General features: G+C 38.2%; 18 protein-coding genes, 1 tRNA gene and 1 riboswitch. Of the genes, 8 read left to right on the top strand and 11 right to left on the bottom strand.

Going from position 1 to position 14,685, the window contains the following annotated elements; translation table 11 throughout:
- Positions 1-87: 87 nt before the first annotated feature.
- The 9 genes from Q7J41_RS13145 to Q7J41_RS13105 form a co-directional block, all read right to left on the bottom strand.
- Complete coding sequence (locus Q7J41_RS13145) at positions 88-522, bottom strand: hypothetical protein (RefSeq protein WP_156913230.1); 435 nt, start codon at positions 520-522, stop codon at positions 88-90.
- A gap of 44 nt (positions 523-566) precedes the next feature.
- Entirely contained in the window at positions 567-1,397 is an 831-nt protein-coding gene (locus Q7J41_RS13140) for a ParB/RepB/Spo0J family partition protein (RefSeq protein ID WP_304888823.1), read from the bottom strand.
- Between the two features lie 83 nt (positions 1,398-1,480).
- A complete protein-coding gene (locus tag Q7J41_RS13135) occupies positions 1,481-2,302 on the bottom strand; it encodes a ParA family protein (RefSeq protein ID WP_304888822.1) in 822 nt (273 codons plus the stop codon).
- Positions 2,303-2,442: 140 nt separating this feature from the next.
- Positions 2,443-3,516: a hypothetical protein gene (locus Q7J41_RS13130; RefSeq protein ID WP_304888821.1), complete on the bottom strand. Its 1,074-nt coding sequence runs from the start codon at positions 3,514-3,516 to the stop codon at positions 2,443-2,445.
- A 159-nt stretch (positions 3,517-3,675) separates the two neighbouring features.
- Positions 3,676-4,608, bottom strand: a complete 933-nt coding sequence (locus Q7J41_RS13125; RefSeq protein ID WP_026394489.1) for a replication initiator protein A — start codon at positions 4,606-4,608, stop codon at positions 3,676-3,678.
- The gene (locus Q7J41_RS13120; protein WP_304888818.1) at positions 4,605-4,889 is read right to left on the bottom strand and encodes a hypothetical protein; all 285 of its coding nucleotides are present in this window, start codon (positions 4,887-4,889) and stop codon (positions 4,605-4,607) included. The genes Q7J41_RS13125 and Q7J41_RS13120 overlap by 4 nt, the downstream gene beginning before the upstream one ends.
- Before the next feature lie 960 nt (positions 4,890-5,849).
- Positions 5,850-6,305 carry a hypothetical protein gene (locus Q7J41_RS13115; protein ID WP_304888816.1) on the bottom strand — a complete coding sequence of 152 codons (456 nt, stop codon included), beginning with the start codon at positions 6,303-6,305 and terminating at the stop codon, positions 5,850-5,852.
- 17 nt (positions 6,306-6,322) lie between these two features.
- Positions 6,323-6,592, bottom strand: a complete 270-nt coding sequence (locus Q7J41_RS13110) for a hypothetical protein (protein ID WP_026394492.1) — start codon at positions 6,590-6,592, stop codon at positions 6,323-6,325.
- A gap of 23 nt (positions 6,593-6,615) precedes the next feature.
- A complete protein-coding gene (locus Q7J41_RS13105; protein WP_026394493.1) occupies positions 6,616-6,819 on the bottom strand; it encodes a helix-turn-helix transcriptional regulator in 204 nt (67 codons plus the stop codon).
- Between the two features lie 164 nt (positions 6,820-6,983).
- Between Q7J41_RS13105 and Q7J41_RS13100 the strand changes: the two genes are divergently transcribed.
- The 3 genes from Q7J41_RS13100 to Q7J41_RS13090 all read left to right on the top strand — a co-directional run bounded on the left by Q7J41_RS13100 (position 6,984) and on the right by Q7J41_RS13090 (position 9,362).
- Positions 6,984-7,379 (top strand): helix-turn-helix domain-containing protein, encoded by a 396-nt coding sequence (locus Q7J41_RS13100; protein ID WP_051355745.1) that lies wholly within the window; start codon positions 6,984-6,986, stop codon positions 7,377-7,379.
- Positions 7,380-7,446: 67 nt separating this feature from the next.
- Positions 7,447-7,833, top strand: a complete 387-nt coding sequence (locus Q7J41_RS13095) for a DUF2513 domain-containing protein (protein ID WP_304888812.1) — start codon at positions 7,447-7,449, stop codon at positions 7,831-7,833.
- A 434-nt stretch (positions 7,834-8,267) separates the two neighbouring features.
- Positions 8,268-9,362 carry a site-specific integrase gene (locus Q7J41_RS13090; RefSeq protein ID WP_026394495.1) on the top strand — a complete coding sequence of 365 codons (1,095 nt, stop codon included), beginning with the start codon at positions 8,268-8,270 and terminating at the stop codon, positions 9,360-9,362.
- 194 nt (positions 9,363-9,556) lie between these two features.
- On the opposite strand, the gene Q7J41_RS13085 is transcribed toward Q7J41_RS13090, so the two are convergent.
- Both Q7J41_RS13085 and Q7J41_RS13080 read right to left on the bottom strand, forming a co-directional pair.
- Positions 9,557-9,632 (bottom strand) — tRNA-Thr (locus tag Q7J41_RS13085).
- Between the two features lie 55 nt (positions 9,633-9,687).
- Positions 9,688-10,023, bottom strand: a complete 336-nt coding sequence (locus Q7J41_RS13080) for a rubredoxin-like domain-containing protein (RefSeq protein ID WP_304888809.1) — start codon at positions 10,021-10,023, stop codon at positions 9,688-9,690.
- A gap of 158 nt (positions 10,024-10,181) precedes the next feature.
- Positions 10,182-10,274, top strand: a riboswitch (THF riboswitch).
- A 52-nt stretch (positions 10,275-10,326) separates the two neighbouring features.
- On the opposite strand from Q7J41_RS13080, the gene Q7J41_RS13075 reads away from it, so the two are divergent.
- The 5 genes from Q7J41_RS13075 to Q7J41_RS13055 all read left to right on the top strand — a co-directional run bounded on the left by Q7J41_RS13075 (position 10,327) and on the right by Q7J41_RS13055 (position 14,539).
- On the top strand, positions 10,327-11,085 hold the full coding sequence (locus Q7J41_RS13075; protein ID WP_304888807.1) for a folate family ECF transporter S component: 759 nt from the start codon (positions 10,327-10,329) through the stop codon (positions 11,083-11,085).
- A 281-nt stretch (positions 11,086-11,366) separates the two neighbouring features.
- Complete coding sequence (gene fba, locus Q7J41_RS13070; RefSeq protein WP_304888805.1) at positions 11,367-12,296, top strand: class II fructose-1,6-bisphosphate aldolase; 930 nt, start codon at positions 11,367-11,369, stop codon at positions 12,294-12,296.
- A 244-nt stretch (positions 12,297-12,540) separates the two neighbouring features.
- Positions 12,541-13,518, top strand: coding sequence for an RluA family pseudouridine synthase (locus tag Q7J41_RS13065; RefSeq protein ID WP_304888803.1), 978 nt, complete (start codon positions 12,541-12,543; stop codon positions 13,516-13,518).
- 2 nt (positions 13,519-13,520) lie between these two features.
- On the top strand, positions 13,521-14,063 hold the full coding sequence (locus Q7J41_RS13060) for a Holliday junction resolvase RecU (RefSeq protein ID WP_304888801.1): 543 nt from the start codon (positions 13,521-13,523) through the stop codon (positions 14,061-14,063).
- On the top strand, positions 14,060-14,539 hold the full coding sequence (locus tag Q7J41_RS13055; RefSeq protein WP_304888798.1) for an S-ribosylhomocysteine lyase: 480 nt from the start codon (positions 14,060-14,062) through the stop codon (positions 14,537-14,539). Before Q7J41_RS13060 ends, Q7J41_RS13055 begins: the two co-directional genes overlap by 4 nt.
- Positions 14,540-14,685 lie beyond the last annotated feature (146 nt).

Here is a 14,685-nt window from a genome sequence, read left to right as displayed (position 1 = left end):
CCATCCGGATAATAGGTCAGGGGATCTTCAGGCGTGTAACTGGTTTTCTTTGGGAAAACCCGAAGTATCTGCTTATCCCAGTTCATTTCAATTAATTTGTTGCACTAATTGAATATAGCGCTTATTGATTTCATCATCCGTCATATTCTGCCGATTATAAAAGACTTCTTTCTCAAAAAGTTCGAGTGGATGAGTGACATGATTTCCATTATTATCAATTGTATAACTGATTCCAAAGCATCCCAGCTCCAGCTCTTCCAGCCATTCTCCTGTAACTTCAGCTTTTACATCTAGGTCTCTTATCTGTCCACAGTACGGACAACGTAACTGATCGGACGTTTCAGCGAAGTGCTTGCCAACGATAAATTCTTTATCACAACCATAACAGACATATTTCACCAAATCGTCTTCATAGTGCTTTTCACCTGATTCTTTTTCCCAAATTAAATTCGCCATCATTTTGTATATGATATAAATACCATAATCCTCCTTGTAAAATTCCTCCGAAATTACTTCTTCCACCAAGCGGAAGAAGTAATTTAAGGTATGTGCGTCGTGATAGTGACTTACTTTTCACTATTTTCAAAATATTTTGATAAGGCTAATTCCAGAATATCAATAATCTCAGCTTCTCCTTTGTTCCCAAAATACTTTTTTAAAAGAATCGTTGGAATTTTGAGTAGTTTCTTTTTTTCATTATCTTTCTGGCGCAATAACCGTTCCAGCGATTCTTTCGTTAATCCTTCATCCAGGGAAAGTTTTTTTATTGCCTTAGCTTTTGAATCTGTGATTCTAATGCCATCATTAATCAAATCCCAAATCAGTTCCTGATCAGCTTCCTCAAGATAACTTAATTCGACTGAGGACTTGATCGATAGTTTACCTAAATCCATTAAGTCCCTTAAATCACTAAATAGAAAATCATTTATTCTGACATAATTACATATTTGAGATTTTCCCAAGTGAAATGGTTTTTCCTCATCCTTCTCACTGTGATGGTCTTCGGTATTTTCTTTTAATAGATCCGTTCTTAGTCCCTGTTTTTTCATTAGTTTATGCCACTCCGTGATAATTCTGGCCCGATCAGATAATTTGAAGTCTTCAATATTACGCTGCATCAGATTCGTTTCTATTACAATTAGTTTAGATTCATCTTCCGAGATGTTCTCCATAATCCTGGCATGGATCTTTCCGATTCCCAGGCGCTTACAAGCATTGACCCGGTTGTGTCCAGCCAATATTTCAAACATCCCAGTTTCAGTGGGGTGATCTCTAATAATAATAGGTGTCAGAAGCCCTCTTAACTCTATACTTTTCGTCAGTTCTAACATATCCACTTCCGAATAAGGTGCAAAAATATGATCACCAAATCCAATCAAACGATCTGTTTCAATCATGACCAGACAGCTATCCTCGTCGTCATCAAGATTAAACATACTATCGTAATTTTTTTGATTCTCCACTACTTTCACCTGCTTTGTTAATTTTCAACTAATTCTTTTGCTAAACTCTCATAAGCTTCAACCGCTTTGATAATGCTTTCCTTTTCTCTTTTGATTGTAAATTTATCGTGCAATTCTCTGACACTAAGAGATAACTTCCCAGCATCAGCTACTTTGGATAATGATGGTATTTTAGAATCATATACGTGGATCCGTTCACCAAACACATCCATAATAATATTTTCCATCTCTTTGGTTGATTTTAGTTTTGGCGTATACTTTGTAATCAAAATTCCGCCAATCACCAATTTCCGATTGATGTGTTTTTTCTTAACTGTTTTAATCGTATTAAATAATGCTTCGATCCCTTTAACTGCCCAAAACTCTGGAGCAACGGGTATCACAACCAGATCTGCTGCTGCCAAGGCATTGATCGGAAGCATAAGCAGTGATGGCATACAGTCAATAAGCACATAATCATAGTCGGTTTTATACTCATCAAGAATTCCTTTGAGCACAAACTCTCTCATGGTTGCGTTCACCAGCTGAATTTCCACATTCGATAACTCAATATTCGAAGGGAGAAGATCAACCAATTCTTTATGCAAGATGACTTCTTCTTTAGCAGGAAGTTCTTCATCATAAATTGATTTTGTCATCAATGTCGATATGGTCATTCTCAGTTCATCCGGTCTTTGCACCCCCGATTGCATAGTCAAGTTACCCTGGGAGTCCAGATCGACAAGCAACACCTTTTTCCCTAATTTACCTAATTCCCATCCCAGGTTATAGGTCGAAGTAGTTTTTCCGACACCGCCTTTTTGATTAACAATTGCAATTGTCGTACATTTCTTTTCCATTAATATCCTCCAAAATTTTATAAAAAAAAGAGACCCTTTCGAATCTCTATTTACTTCGTCCACCGGGTGGAAAAAGTTCGTTATTAATTTTATGTAAAACACTTTGAGTAAAAGTCTCAGTTTCTTATTCTAGCCAATTGCTATTTTGCTCTCTGACGAAAACGATCGGTCAACTGGTTATAGCCGTTTAGTATAAATTTCACGATATAGTCTGCATTCACCTCTATATTTGTATTAAGTATTGCCAGGCGAATCAGATCTTCATTGAGAACCGGGATATGATAGCTCTCTGTTATTTCATCAAACAATTCAAGAAAATCGTGAATAAACAGATCATTCTTTCTTTCAATATCTGATGGATAACCTTTACTGATTAGTGCAATATTATTATCAAAATTTGGCGCCATACTTAAGAATACTCCAGTTTCAGGATCTCTTAGAAATCCATAATTTTCAGTATGACGATCCATATTAAAACAAATTGTATCTATAAACAGAATATCCAGGTATTCTCTGGCCATGGCCGCATTCAGTTCCTTAATTCGATTGTAGTTAAATCCATAGTCGACCTCGTCGCCAACAAGACTTCTTGCCGGTTCATAGTTCAACTTTGCCCCATTTGTGAAATCCCGGCTCTTAATTCCTTTGTCCCAGGCTTCACAGTATGCCATACTAAATCCCATTAAGTTTCCTAATTCATGAATAAACAATTCAGAAAATACTTCAAGTTGATTACCCAGCTTATATAACCACCATTGACCATTTTCCAGACGCCAGCACTTTTCAAACGAACCAATATTTGTCAGTTCCGGTGTACGACTATTTATGATTTCAGGCCGGTTCACCTGATTAAAGCTGTCCGGATCTCCCAACAATGCTAAATTATCAAAGTAATTCTGACTAAAGCGAACCTGATTATAATCTAAGCCTGTTTCTTCATCCATTTTGATCCAGTAAGTATCGGTGATCGTTAATCCATTGACTCGCATGGTAACTTCCGCATCATCAGCACTGGTCAATCTCAAAACCCGTTTTAACAATCGTGAATTAGTCCGGTGCCGATCGATGGCCCGGCTTTCCAGCCACTCAACTAAGCTACCATTTCGCTGTAAATATAAAGGCAGAAGACCTGATTCAATGGGAACAAGGTCGTCATTGACGATTTGGGCAATTTTTTTATCTCGACTCATTAAATAACCGTTTATTGGCTTCATTCTCCACCTCATTTTGATATTAATACTAAACCTCAACGATAGAAACTATATTATAACATTCTTTCGCGTTGACCGCTTTAAGTTTTCATTACCACTAGTCAAAATCTGCTCCTCCCATCTTGATCAACTCCTCTATATGCGTCATCTTCATAGGTTCTACTAATCCTTCCAGTCAGCAATATCAATGGCCACTTGGTTAACCATAAACAGGTTCGTTTCCAGTGATTCATTGTAAAGCATGGTTTGAATGTATGCTTTTGAATTTACAATTCGATCCGTGATATTTTTAAATTTATGAATAATATTGTCAATATGAGTTGGCTCCAGACGCATTAGTGCTGCTCTCACTAACTCCTGGCATTTACTGTCGCCATTGACCACAGTTGCAGGCGCAAAATACATGTCCAATAAGTTCATTTTAATATCATCGATAATTTGATCATTGACTTGTGATTCTCTATTCTCCGAAAACACTTTCGTTTCAAAATAGAAATCAATCTTTTCAAATTCCGTCAATCCATCTTTCATGTTTAACTCATTTTTAACCGAGACATAGTTTGACTGACTGAATAGAATCTCAGTCTTACTTATATCAGTATTATTTATATTAGTATTATTTAGTCGTTGTTTTGACGGTTCCGGAATCGTTATTTTGACGTGTCCAGAATCGTTGTTTTGACGGTTCTGTAACAAATCGCACTTATAATGCATCACATCCAACTCTGTGGGAGCTCTATTATTTACCATCATATTCTCAAGAAACTTACCAACATAAATTAAATTTGGTTTTTGTAATCCCTGTCGTTTTTCCTCAACGAGACTTTTTTCTTTCAATTCATTGAAGAGTCGGGTGATTTTCTTATCCGCAGCACCCATAATTTCCATTATTTCTTTACGGGTGTAGATAATGAATACCCGCCCCAATTCATCAACCCAGTTATTCTTTCTGGATAAACTTACCCGGTCTAACAGTACCCCATAAAGCAGCTTGCTTTCTGCAGACAGAGTTTTATACTCCGGATTAGTCATTAATTCTTTAGGTACTCTAATGAATGCAAACTGGTCTGCATCATACATCGTAAAATAATTCATAGAATCCTCCGCATTTGCGTTATCAGTATCAAAGGATCCTGAACCTGGATTAACCCAGCTTTTGTTAATTCTTTTACGCATTTTTTCATAAGCGTCAGCGAATATCCAGATTCTTTACCCAACTCGTCTAAGGCCGTTGACTGGCGTTCCATCATCAGTGCAAACAGTAGTTTACTATCAGCACTGATCTTCTGATAAGAACCACTGAATAGAAAACGTGGCACTCTAAACGTATTATTATCAATAGCATTTAAATCATACTCAGTCAAATATTCCATCATTTTCCCCTTTCTGTTTAATAAAAATAAAAAATCAATGCACCCTTGGAAAAAGGCAAATTGATTATTCATTTTCTTTGGGTATGACGGAAATCTTTAGCATATGCTAAAGATCTGATGAAAAATTGCTGACAATGAATAAATTCGTTGTTTATTTCAGTTGAAATCGGGTATAATGACCGGACAGGATTATTAAATCCTGTCCGGGATTTTTTTATTTGATTGCATTTGACATCGCTTCCCCAATCGAGGGCATACCATGAAATTCTCCTGGTTAGGGATGGACAGAACTAAATCCCGCTACATAAGCCGGCACCATTAAGCGCTGCATAGCCAAATCTCCCCGTGTCATTGCGCTTATTCTCTACCACGAGAATATTTTAGCAAAACAGATGAATCTATTCCGTTTCGGCGCTTAGCCTCATCGACCGAAGGGATCTTTGGATCTCCATGATACGTGATATAATATAGAATGAAGTCGCAATTCATTCTATATCTTTGTCAATGATCACCTGATAGTTTTTAACTATCGTACTGGTGGAAAAGCTGGGACTCGAACCCAGATGAATACCGATATTCTTTTCCATAAAAAGAATGCGCAGCATGGAGTCGGTTTATGTATTAATTTCAAAATGAGATCATTCTTTTTAAAAGGTCTTTTTTTATAGATGTCTGTTATTATCGCTGACTACTGTTATTGCCTTTTCAAACGATTGATGAAGTTATAAAAATGATTCCTGATCGACAACTACAATTGATCCCAGTAGCACCACCAATTTCTTTTAATAACAGTTTCACTTCTTTGCTTGAAATATTGGAAATAAGCGAATTCGCTTCAATACATGTACTTCTCCCGATCTTGTGATTCCGGCCAATGAAGAAACTCAATTTTGGTACATTTCATCTGATGAATCCCTTCCGATAATTCAAAATAGTTTATCTTCATTTAAATTCTCACTTCACTTATAATTCGATGCCACATTCAACAATTTCTTTTAATAACTGAACACATTCCTCTTTGCTTTGAACATCCTTGCCATAGGCTTCCTCTAAGTACTCATCATAAAATTCATTAAAATACTCATCATTCTCCAGCATTTCAGACATCGACTCTAAATCATAGTCGTAATTGTAAAGAAAATAGTGGAAGAAATAATAAAATTCACTCATTCCATATGCCCGTTCATACCATTGACCCGCCAGATCACATTCATCACTGCCATTGGAACACCATCCTGTTAGATCCGCAACAAACGATTGAATAAAATCTCCTGGGTTTTTAAAGCCAGCTTTATAAGCTTTCAGTTTAAGATTGGAATATTGCTCATCTGTAAGCGCGATTGCTATGTCATCACGAATACGATCAGTTTTTACATCATCACTTTGGTCCTGCATAAAATCAGCGTAAGTACTACTCATTTTCACTTCGCCCTTTCTTATCTGAATGTATAAGACTGATTAAAAAAATTCCACAGTGCCAGCTTAGGTATTTTTGTGAAGCGATTTGTTAATTCACCTTTATCTCCACCAATAGCAAACGGACACCTACCTTGGTATGCTGCCGCTTTAAGACACTCAACATCCATTCCTAAAACCTTCGCAGCATCAGTTGCAGGAACACTATAACTTTTAGGATTTTTATCCATCAACCAAACCAATTCTTCATATTGTTTTTTTACTGATTCTGGGGCGTTATCAAGGTTCATGAGTTCCCTCCTTAATATTCCTGTTAGGAAAGTTCGTTGTCAAAAAAAATATCTTCAATAGTTTTATCAAAAAATTCGGAGATTATTTTTGCTTCATTTAACGAAAACGGGGTCGATCCCATTTCTTTCTTATAGTAGGCCGAAGCTGTCTTAAGCCCAATTAGATTAGCCATTTCCTTATGTGTCAGATTGTTTTCGGATCGTATTTTTTTTAAATAGATATTCATTCCATACCTCATTTCCTATTAGGAAAGTATTCACTTGTATTATATTGTCTCACCAGGAAATTGTCAATAGATATTATGATATATTTTCCAATTAGGCAATGTTTGGCAATTTACATATTTATAGTGTTAAAATACACGTAGAATTCTAAGTTCGGAGGGGGAAAGTGAACAGAATAAAAGAATTACGAATTGAAAAAGGATGGACACAATCACAGCTTGGAAAAGCGCTTAATGTAAAGGATTCAGCCATTTCAAAGTATGAATCTGAAAGAATTCCTATAACTGCAGAAACAATTAAAAAAATTTCTGAGTTGTTTAATGTAACCACAGATTATATTTTGTGTTTATCTGACTTTCCTAATGAGTATACGAAAATAGTCAATACCACAATTAATTTAACTCAGAACGAGCAAGAATTACTCGAGATTTTCAATAAGGTAACGAACGAACGTGATCAAATAAAACTCATTGGCCGGTTTGATGAAATTGTTGAACAAGTGATCGGTGATTTTAAGTCCGGCCATGCCCCATCTACTCGCTCAAAGAAAATCGTTGGTTAGAATAGTATGTGATCTCAGATAAAAAAATTAACAACTTCTCACTAAGCAAAAAAAAGGAGGTATATTTATGAGATTGAATCCTGAATGCGTACGTGATCTACTTTTATATCTTGAAGACAAGCTTCCATTCACATCTCATCTGTGCGCCAATAATATTGAAATTGCTCCTTATGAAACCACAGATATCATATACACAGTTGCAAAACTCACAGAAGCAAACTATATCAAAACATCCCAAATTTCCTATTCAGCTGAAACAATACCAACATTTCACATTCAATCATTAACCTGGTGTGGGCATGAGTTACTGGATAACATTCGGGATGATAATGTTTGGGAAAAAACTAAGTTTGTTGTGGCCCCATTCTCTTCAGTTTCCATCGGGATTATTGAAGATATTTCGAACAGGCTCATTTTAAAAATAATTGATGAAAGTTTACATCTAAATCCTTAGTTTCTAAAACAATAGATGTTTTCTATGCATAACGATCAATCTATTCATTTAATCGCCAACTGCGCATAACACAGTTCCAGGCCCCAACAAAGTAGCAACAGCTTCCAATGAAAAATCTCTTTCTCAGATTCACGACCCAAAACAATCAAATACTCTTATACCTTAGATTCTTAACTTGCCAGTAACTTTCATCAAGTAATCATTTGATTGATCAAACGCAATATAACGCTATTTTTTAACTTGCCGGTAATTTGCTCTACAAAACACACTTATAATTTAATGATAGATATGAACAAAATTTAAAAAGCCTTCGATATATTCAATCTCAACTTAAAATTTATGTGTGAACGAAAAATTAACGCTCCGGATGGCAGTCCGTGGCTTCTCAAAGTTTGTGACCAGGGATGGATGTTTATTTGAAAGGAGTAACAAACTTGCCAACAAAACTTATACAAGTAAGAAAAACAATCGGACATACTGTTGAAGGAAAACCGATCAGAAAGTCCTTTTACGCAAAAACAAAACGTGAAGGCGAAAGAAAATATTTAGAGTTCTTGAAGGAAGCTGAAAAAGAAAACAAAACCGCCCTTCATTACACTTTTTCTGAATTTTCGAAAGTTTGGCTCGAAACAAAGCGCGATGAAGTGAACGACAATACCTATAAGCAGACTTATTTAACAAATATGAAGGTGTTGGAAGCTGCATTCGGAGATAAATTGTTGGAATCAATCACCCAGATCAATCTTCAGAAATTCTTCAGCGCTCAATCCGGGATCAGTAAGTCAAAGATGGATAAACTTTATCTCATTGCCAACGCTGTTTTTTCGACTGCTTTCGAAAACGACCTGATTGATAAAAACCCAATGACAAAGGTAAAAAAAGGTCAGGTAAGCAATCCAAAAGAATTACGTACCTACACAGATCAACAATATCGGTTCGTAATCGATTTTGCCAAAGAGCACCCTTATGGTCTGGGCGTTTTTATTATGCTCAAAACAGGTTTAAGAAGAAGTGAGCTGTTTGCCCTTAAATGGGACAGCATCGATTTTGGAAAGAAAATTATGTACATAAAAAATGCAGCTGTAAAAGAATTCGGAAGTTATGTGATCGATAAGACAAAGACTTTTTCATCCATGCGACAAATTCCATTGGATGACGAATTTGTTAACCACTTAAAAAATCAAACTCAGCATAGCGAATATATCATCACATTGGGCAGTAAACTGAATCAAATCGCTGATCTGGATAATTGGACCAAAAGACGCTATAACCCTTTCATTCTCGATTTATCGGAGTTTTATATAGCAGAAAAAGAAAAAGCTAATGTTGAAAATTATGATCCACTACCAAAGCTCCGTATTCACGAGTTAAGACATACTTATGGAACCTTACTCTACCGATCAGGCACCGACGTCTATACTGTTTCAAAAATTCTAGGGCATGCTGATGTGCAAATCACAACAAAAATCTATGTTCACGACACTGTAGAAGACATAAGAAGCCGCATTGACTTCACTAAATTGCCTTAAAACAACTACTAAAACCAACGTAAAAAAGGTAGGACACTGAAGTAGGACAAAAAGTAGGACAATAATAGCAAGAAGTAGCCAGAAATAGCAAGAGATATGTCATTTTAAACAGTCGGTCGTCTAAATTGTGTACGGAACAAAATAAAAAGAATGGCTATTTAAAGCCATCCTTTCGATGAAATATTATTCTTTACTGGAGCTAGCGGGGGGAATCGAACCCCCGACCTACTGATTACGAATCAGTTGCGCTACCATCTGTGCCACGCCAGCAGTAAAACTTACTGGACTATCATAACACAAACTCCTACTCCACATCAATATTTTTTTACCATTTACCTTTTGAGATATGTCCAGCTATTTCAGCTTTGCACATTTCTTTGATAACATAACAATCTGCTTCGGCTTTCTGGAAAATATGCAAACAAGCGGGATCGAGATTAATTTCAGCGCCTTCTCTCGACAGATGAATGATTTTTTCAAGATAACCAATAATTTCCATATGAATATCATTGGTAACATAGGAATCATAAACCTTTTTGGCATCTTCTTCACTCAGTGCGGCAAATTGATCCCGCGGTGCTCCACACTTGGGACAATTCTCAGGGGCTTCGACGCCTTCCATCTTATAACCACATACTCCGCATTTCCATAGCTTTTTCATTTTTTACCCTCCATATACTTTTTATCTTACAGTTTTTGTTTGACTGATACTATTATATACCCCAAATTAACTAAAAACCCACTTTGATTAAAAAATAACGATAATTATTTATCCTTGTGTAAACCTTTAACAGTATGTTAAAATGATGTCAATTAAATACCAGAGTAGACAAGATGCGTAAAGTGTTAAAGGATGGGAAGTTGCCTTTAAACGAAATGTGACCATTGCGGTATCTTGTCGCTTCCGCTGTTACAATGCAGATTGTAGGTTGCGGAAGCATTACTTTAAAATCAAGGAGGTTTTATGAAAAGTAATGCTTTTATTAGTAGTTCCACCCGGACCCGGATTGTGGTCAATTGTGGACTGCTCATTGCCATCAGCATCGTGCTGAAGATTCTGTTTGAGGTGTATATTCCTCTTGGTGGCTTTCCTTCGCTACGGTTAAACATTACTGCTTTGCCAATCATGTTGAGCGGTATCTTGTTTGGACCGCTGGCAGGTTTTGCCGTTGGTTTTATTTCTGATATTCTGTGCTTTATTATTAAACCAGGCGGCCCTTTCTTTATCGGTTTTACCCTTGCCAATGGACTGACCGGTTTAATTCCAGGCTTGCTTTTTATGATGTTGAGAAAAAAAGAAATTAAACATCTGGAATGGTTCAACCTGGTATTTATTGTTTTGGCCGCGATTATTCTGGCTGTTTCCGGCACCTTCGGTTTTGACAATGGTACCATTTATTATGCGGGAGAACCTTTGAGTATGGTTTTCTTTATTCTCTTTATTGCTTTAATGATCGCGTTTGCGGTGTTCCCCATTATTGTTGTAAAGAAATCCAATCTTGATAGTGAATATCGTAGCGATCATATGCTGTTTATCGTGAGTGTTTCACAATTGGTCACATCAATTTTGTTGAATACATGGTTTTTGAGTATTCTTTATGGCCAGGCTGTTGCGGTGTTACTCCCTGCCCGAATCATTACCAATATCTTCCTGATTCCGTTGTACACGATTATGCTGGTTGGTTTATTAAAAATTCTTCCCAGTTTCATCAAACAGCGTTAGTCCCGGATCTATTCTCACAAGAGGCAACTATTTTTAGTTTGCCTCTTTCTTTTACGCCCTAATCCAGTCTACCATGCAATCATTTTCATGATTGTTTTTGATAAAATGCCATATACGATCTTGTCTTAATTTCTATCCGGAAAAAAGTGTTAAAACCAGTCAAATTTGCTCTGTTTACTTGAGTATTGCCTTAAAAGATAGTATACTAATATCGTCGCCAATTATAAATGTAATATAGAAAACAAGCAAAATTTTGATTAACACTTAGGAGGTTTTAAAAAATGGGATTAGTAACATCAACTGAAATGTTCAAAAAAGCTTATGAAGGTGGCTATGCTGTTGGAGCATTCAATGTCAACAACATGGAAATTATACAAGGCATCGTTGAAGCTGCTGCTGAAGAACAAGCTCCCCTTATTTTACAAGTATCGGCAGGTGCCCGAAAATATGCCCACCCCGTCTATTTAAGAAAATTAGTAGAAGCGGCTATTGAGGTAACAGGCTTAGATATTTGTCTCCATTTAGACCACGGCGACGATTTCGAAATTTGCAAAGCCTGCGTCGATAGTGGCTTTACCTCGGTTATGATTGATGGTTCAAAACATCCTCTTGCTGAAAATATTGCCTTAACCAAACAAGTGGTTGACTATGCTCATGATCACGGTGTTGTGGTTGAAGCCGAGCTGGGTAAACTGGCCGGTATTGAAGACGATGTCAATGTTGATACACTTAACGCAACCTATACTGATCCCGATGAAGCGGTTGAATTTGTTGAAAAAACCGGCTGCGATTCTTTAGCCATTACAATTGGTACCAGCCATGGTGCTTTCAAATTTTCCGGCGAACCCCGTTTGGATTTTGAGCGACTTTATAAAATTACCGATCTTCTGCCCGGTTTCCCACTGGTTCTTCATGGGGCATCCTCAGTTCCCAAAGAATTCGTGGATCTTTGCAATCAATATGGCGGACAAATCCCTGGTGCTCAGGGCGTTCCTGAAGAAATGTTAAGAAAAGCTGCTAAATCTGGCGTTTGTAAAATCAATATCGACACTGATCTGCGCCTCGCTATGACCGCCTCTATCCGCCAGGTATTTGTTGAAAATCCCGGCTGGTTCGATCCCCGTCAATATTTGGGACCTGGTCGTTCTGCCATTAAAGCGATGGTTGCCCATAAAATAAAAAATGTCTTGGACTGCAGCCACAAACGATAATTTTTAATTATCCTTAACTCGTTTCTCCGTTTTTAGGGCATGTCGCAAAACAACTTTGGTTGTTTGTGAACATGCTCTTTTTATTTTAATAACTGCGCCCCGTGGCTGCTCCCTAAGATCAGCGAAAACTCCAAACTAAGCCTTGGCGAATGGGTAAAATTATTCTTTGCGCAACACCGAAACTTAATTTATTTAGCCGGCTTCCATGGTATAATAACTACAAAATACTACTTAAGGATTATAAATGAAAATAATTGTTATCACCGAAAATGAAAGTAACCAGCGACTGGATCGCTTTCTGAAAAAACTCATGCCTCAGGCATCGACAGGCTTTCTCCAAAAGATGCTGCGAAAAAAGAGAATCAAACTCAATGGTCAAAAATCAGAACCATCGACTGCAATCACCGCTGGCGATGTGGTTCAGATTTATTTCTCTGAAGACACTATTGCCAGTTTTCGAACCGCTTCAACCAAAAAAAAGCTGGATAAAAATAGTACCGTTCTCGATATTATTTATGAAAATAATGACCTGCTGGTTCTTAATAAACCAGCCGAAGTACTCACCCAGCCAGATAAAACGGAAGAACTCTCGTTGATTGATTACGCTGTTGACTATCTGATTAAGAAGGGTGACTATGACCCTAAAACCAATCTTACCTTTACCCCGGCCTGTGCTAACCGATTGGATAAAAACACCACCGGGATTATTCTGGTACCCAAGAATTATAAAACCCTCCAGGATGTTAATGAAGCCATCCGGGAAGATCAAACCGAAAAGATCTACTTTGCGATCGTCTCCGGCAAACCCAAAGCCGCCGATGAGGTCGTCGGTTATTTAAAAAAAGACGGCGATAAAAACACCGTCACCTTCTCGGTGCAACAAACCGCCCCAACCGATAAAAAAGCGGTGCTGAACTACGAAACCCTGGAAAGTCATGGCGACTATGCACTCTTAAAAGTGATCTTAAAAACCGGCCGCTCTCACCAGATTCGGGTGCAGCTGGCCGCCGTTGGTTTTCCCATTCTGGGCGATCCCAAATATGGCAGTCGTCAGGTCAACAGCCGTTTATACGAGGAATCCGGCCTGAAAAGCCAACTACTTCATAGTGCCCAGTATACCCTGACGGATATGAAAAAAACCTTCACCGCCCCCGTCCCTCCCGTTTTTGAAAAAGCCTTAAAGCGCTTTGGCTTCAAAGACCCATTTCTATCGGAGAAATAAGCATGGGGTACTGGAACAGCTGCGGGCTGCGGGGCAGTCAGCTTGAAGAAAAATTAAATATCACCAATAAAATTTATCTGGAGCAGGGCTTGGCAGTCGTTCAGAAAATACCCACTTCCATCAAACCAGTGGAGTTGGATCCGGCTAAGGGAACCATCAAGCTGGCTTATTTTGAAGAAAAAAGCACCGTCGATTATCTGGGCAATATCCAGGGCATTCCGGTCTGCTTTGACGCCAAGGAAACCAGCCTGAAGCGATTGCCGATTGCCAATATCCACCAACATCAGATGGAATTTATGGAAGCTTTCGAAAAACAGGAGGGCTTGTCCTTCCTGATCGTCCATTTTAAATTCTGTGACGAAACCTTCCTGCTGCCTTTTGACATTTTGAAAAACTATTGGGATAATGCCCAGCATGATGGCCGCAAGTCGATTCCCTACGCCGACTTCGATCAGAATCTGCGTATTTACCCCTGTCATAATATCCTCCTCCATTATCTGGAGGCGATCAACCATTATCTTACCGGAAAGGAAAAACGAAAATGAAAAAAATTGCCAGCTTCACCATCAACCATCTGGATTTACTGAGGGGTGTCTATATCTCCCGCAAAGATTATTGCGGTGGCTACTGTATCACCACCTTTGATATTCGGATGAAAGAACCCAACCGCGAACCGGTGATCAACAACGGCGAACTCCATGCCATGGAACACCTGGGCGCAACCTTTCTGCGAAACGACCCGGTTCTCAGTGATGAGATTGTCTATTTTGGGCCGATGGGCTGTCGAACCGGCTTCTATCTGCTGATGAAAGGCGAACGAACCCCTGCAGACATCATGCCCTTGGTCATCAAACTATTTACCTTTATGGCCGATTATGACGACGAAATCCCTGGTGCCTCTCCCCGGGACTGCGGTAACTACCTGGATATGAACCTCCCGATGGCTCGTTATGAAGCAAATAAATACCTGACTGAAATTCTTACAAACATCCAACCGGAAAATATGATTTATCCGGAATAACTGCAACAAACAAAAAAAGCCCATCAGGGCTTCAGTTTGTCAAAAAAAGATAACCCAGTACCGACAATTGTTACATCATGTTGTACGCATCGGAGCGGACACGGCAAAGCCTGTCCGATTCCGCAGCGAACAACAGATTAACAATT

This window comes from Acetobacterium sp. (genome assembly GCF_030652775.1).
Lineage (GTDB): Bacteria > Bacillota > Clostridia > Eubacteriales > Eubacteriaceae > Acetobacterium.
This window is presented reverse-complemented; position numbering and strand designations above follow the sequence as displayed.

Coding starts and splice junctions, on each gene's coding strand:
- Q7J41_RS13140 (WP_304888823.1), bottom strand. CDS start 1,397: ATGATTGAAACAGATCGTTTGATTGGATTTGGTGATCATATTTTTGCA.
- Q7J41_RS13135 (WP_304888822.1), bottom strand. CDS start 2,302: ATGGAAAAGAAATGTACGACAATTGCAATTGTTAATCAAAAAGGCGGT.
- Q7J41_RS13130 (WP_304888821.1), bottom strand. CDS start 3,516: ATGAAGCCAATAAACGGTTATTTAATGAGTCGAGATAAAAAAATTGCC.
- Q7J41_RS13125 (WP_026394489.1), bottom strand. CDS start 4,608: ATGAATTATTTTACGATGTATGATGCAGACCAGTTTGCATTCATTAGA.
- Q7J41_RS13120 (WP_304888818.1), bottom strand. CDS start 4,889: ATGATGGAATATTTGACTGAGTATGATTTAAATGCTATTGATAATAAT.
- Q7J41_RS13115 (WP_304888816.1), bottom strand. CDS start 6,305: ATGAGTAGTACTTACGCTGATTTTATGCAGGACCAAAGTGATGATGTA.
- Q7J41_RS13110 (WP_026394492.1), bottom strand. CDS start 6,592: ATGAACCTTGATAACGCCCCAGAATCAGTAAAAAAACAATATGAAGAA.
- Q7J41_RS13105 (WP_026394493.1), bottom strand. CDS start 6,819: ATGAATATCTATTTAAAAAAAATACGATCCGAAAACAATCTGACACAT.
- Q7J41_RS13095 (WP_304888812.1), top strand. CDS start 7,447: ATGAGATTGAATCCTGAATGCGTACGTGATCTACTTTTATATCTTGAA.
- Q7J41_RS13080 (WP_304888809.1), bottom strand. CDS start 10,023: ATGAAAAAGCTATGGAAATGCGGAGTATGTGGTTATAAGATGGAAGGC.
- Q7J41_RS13075 (WP_304888807.1), top strand. CDS start 10,327: ATGAAAAGTAATGCTTTTATTAGTAGTTCCACCCGGACCCGGATTGTG.
- fba (WP_304888805.1), top strand. CDS start 11,367: ATGGGATTAGTAACATCAACTGAAATGTTCAAAAAAGCTTATGAAGGT.
- Q7J41_RS13065 (WP_304888803.1), top strand. CDS start 12,541: ATGAAAATAATTGTTATCACCGAAAATGAAAGTAACCAGCGACTGGAT.
- Q7J41_RS13060 (WP_304888801.1), top strand. CDS start 13,521: ATGGGGTACTGGAACAGCTGCGGGCTGCGGGGCAGTCAGCTTGAAGAA.
- Q7J41_RS13055 (WP_304888798.1), top strand. CDS start 14,060: ATGAAAAAAATTGCCAGCTTCACCATCAACCATCTGGATTTACTGAGG.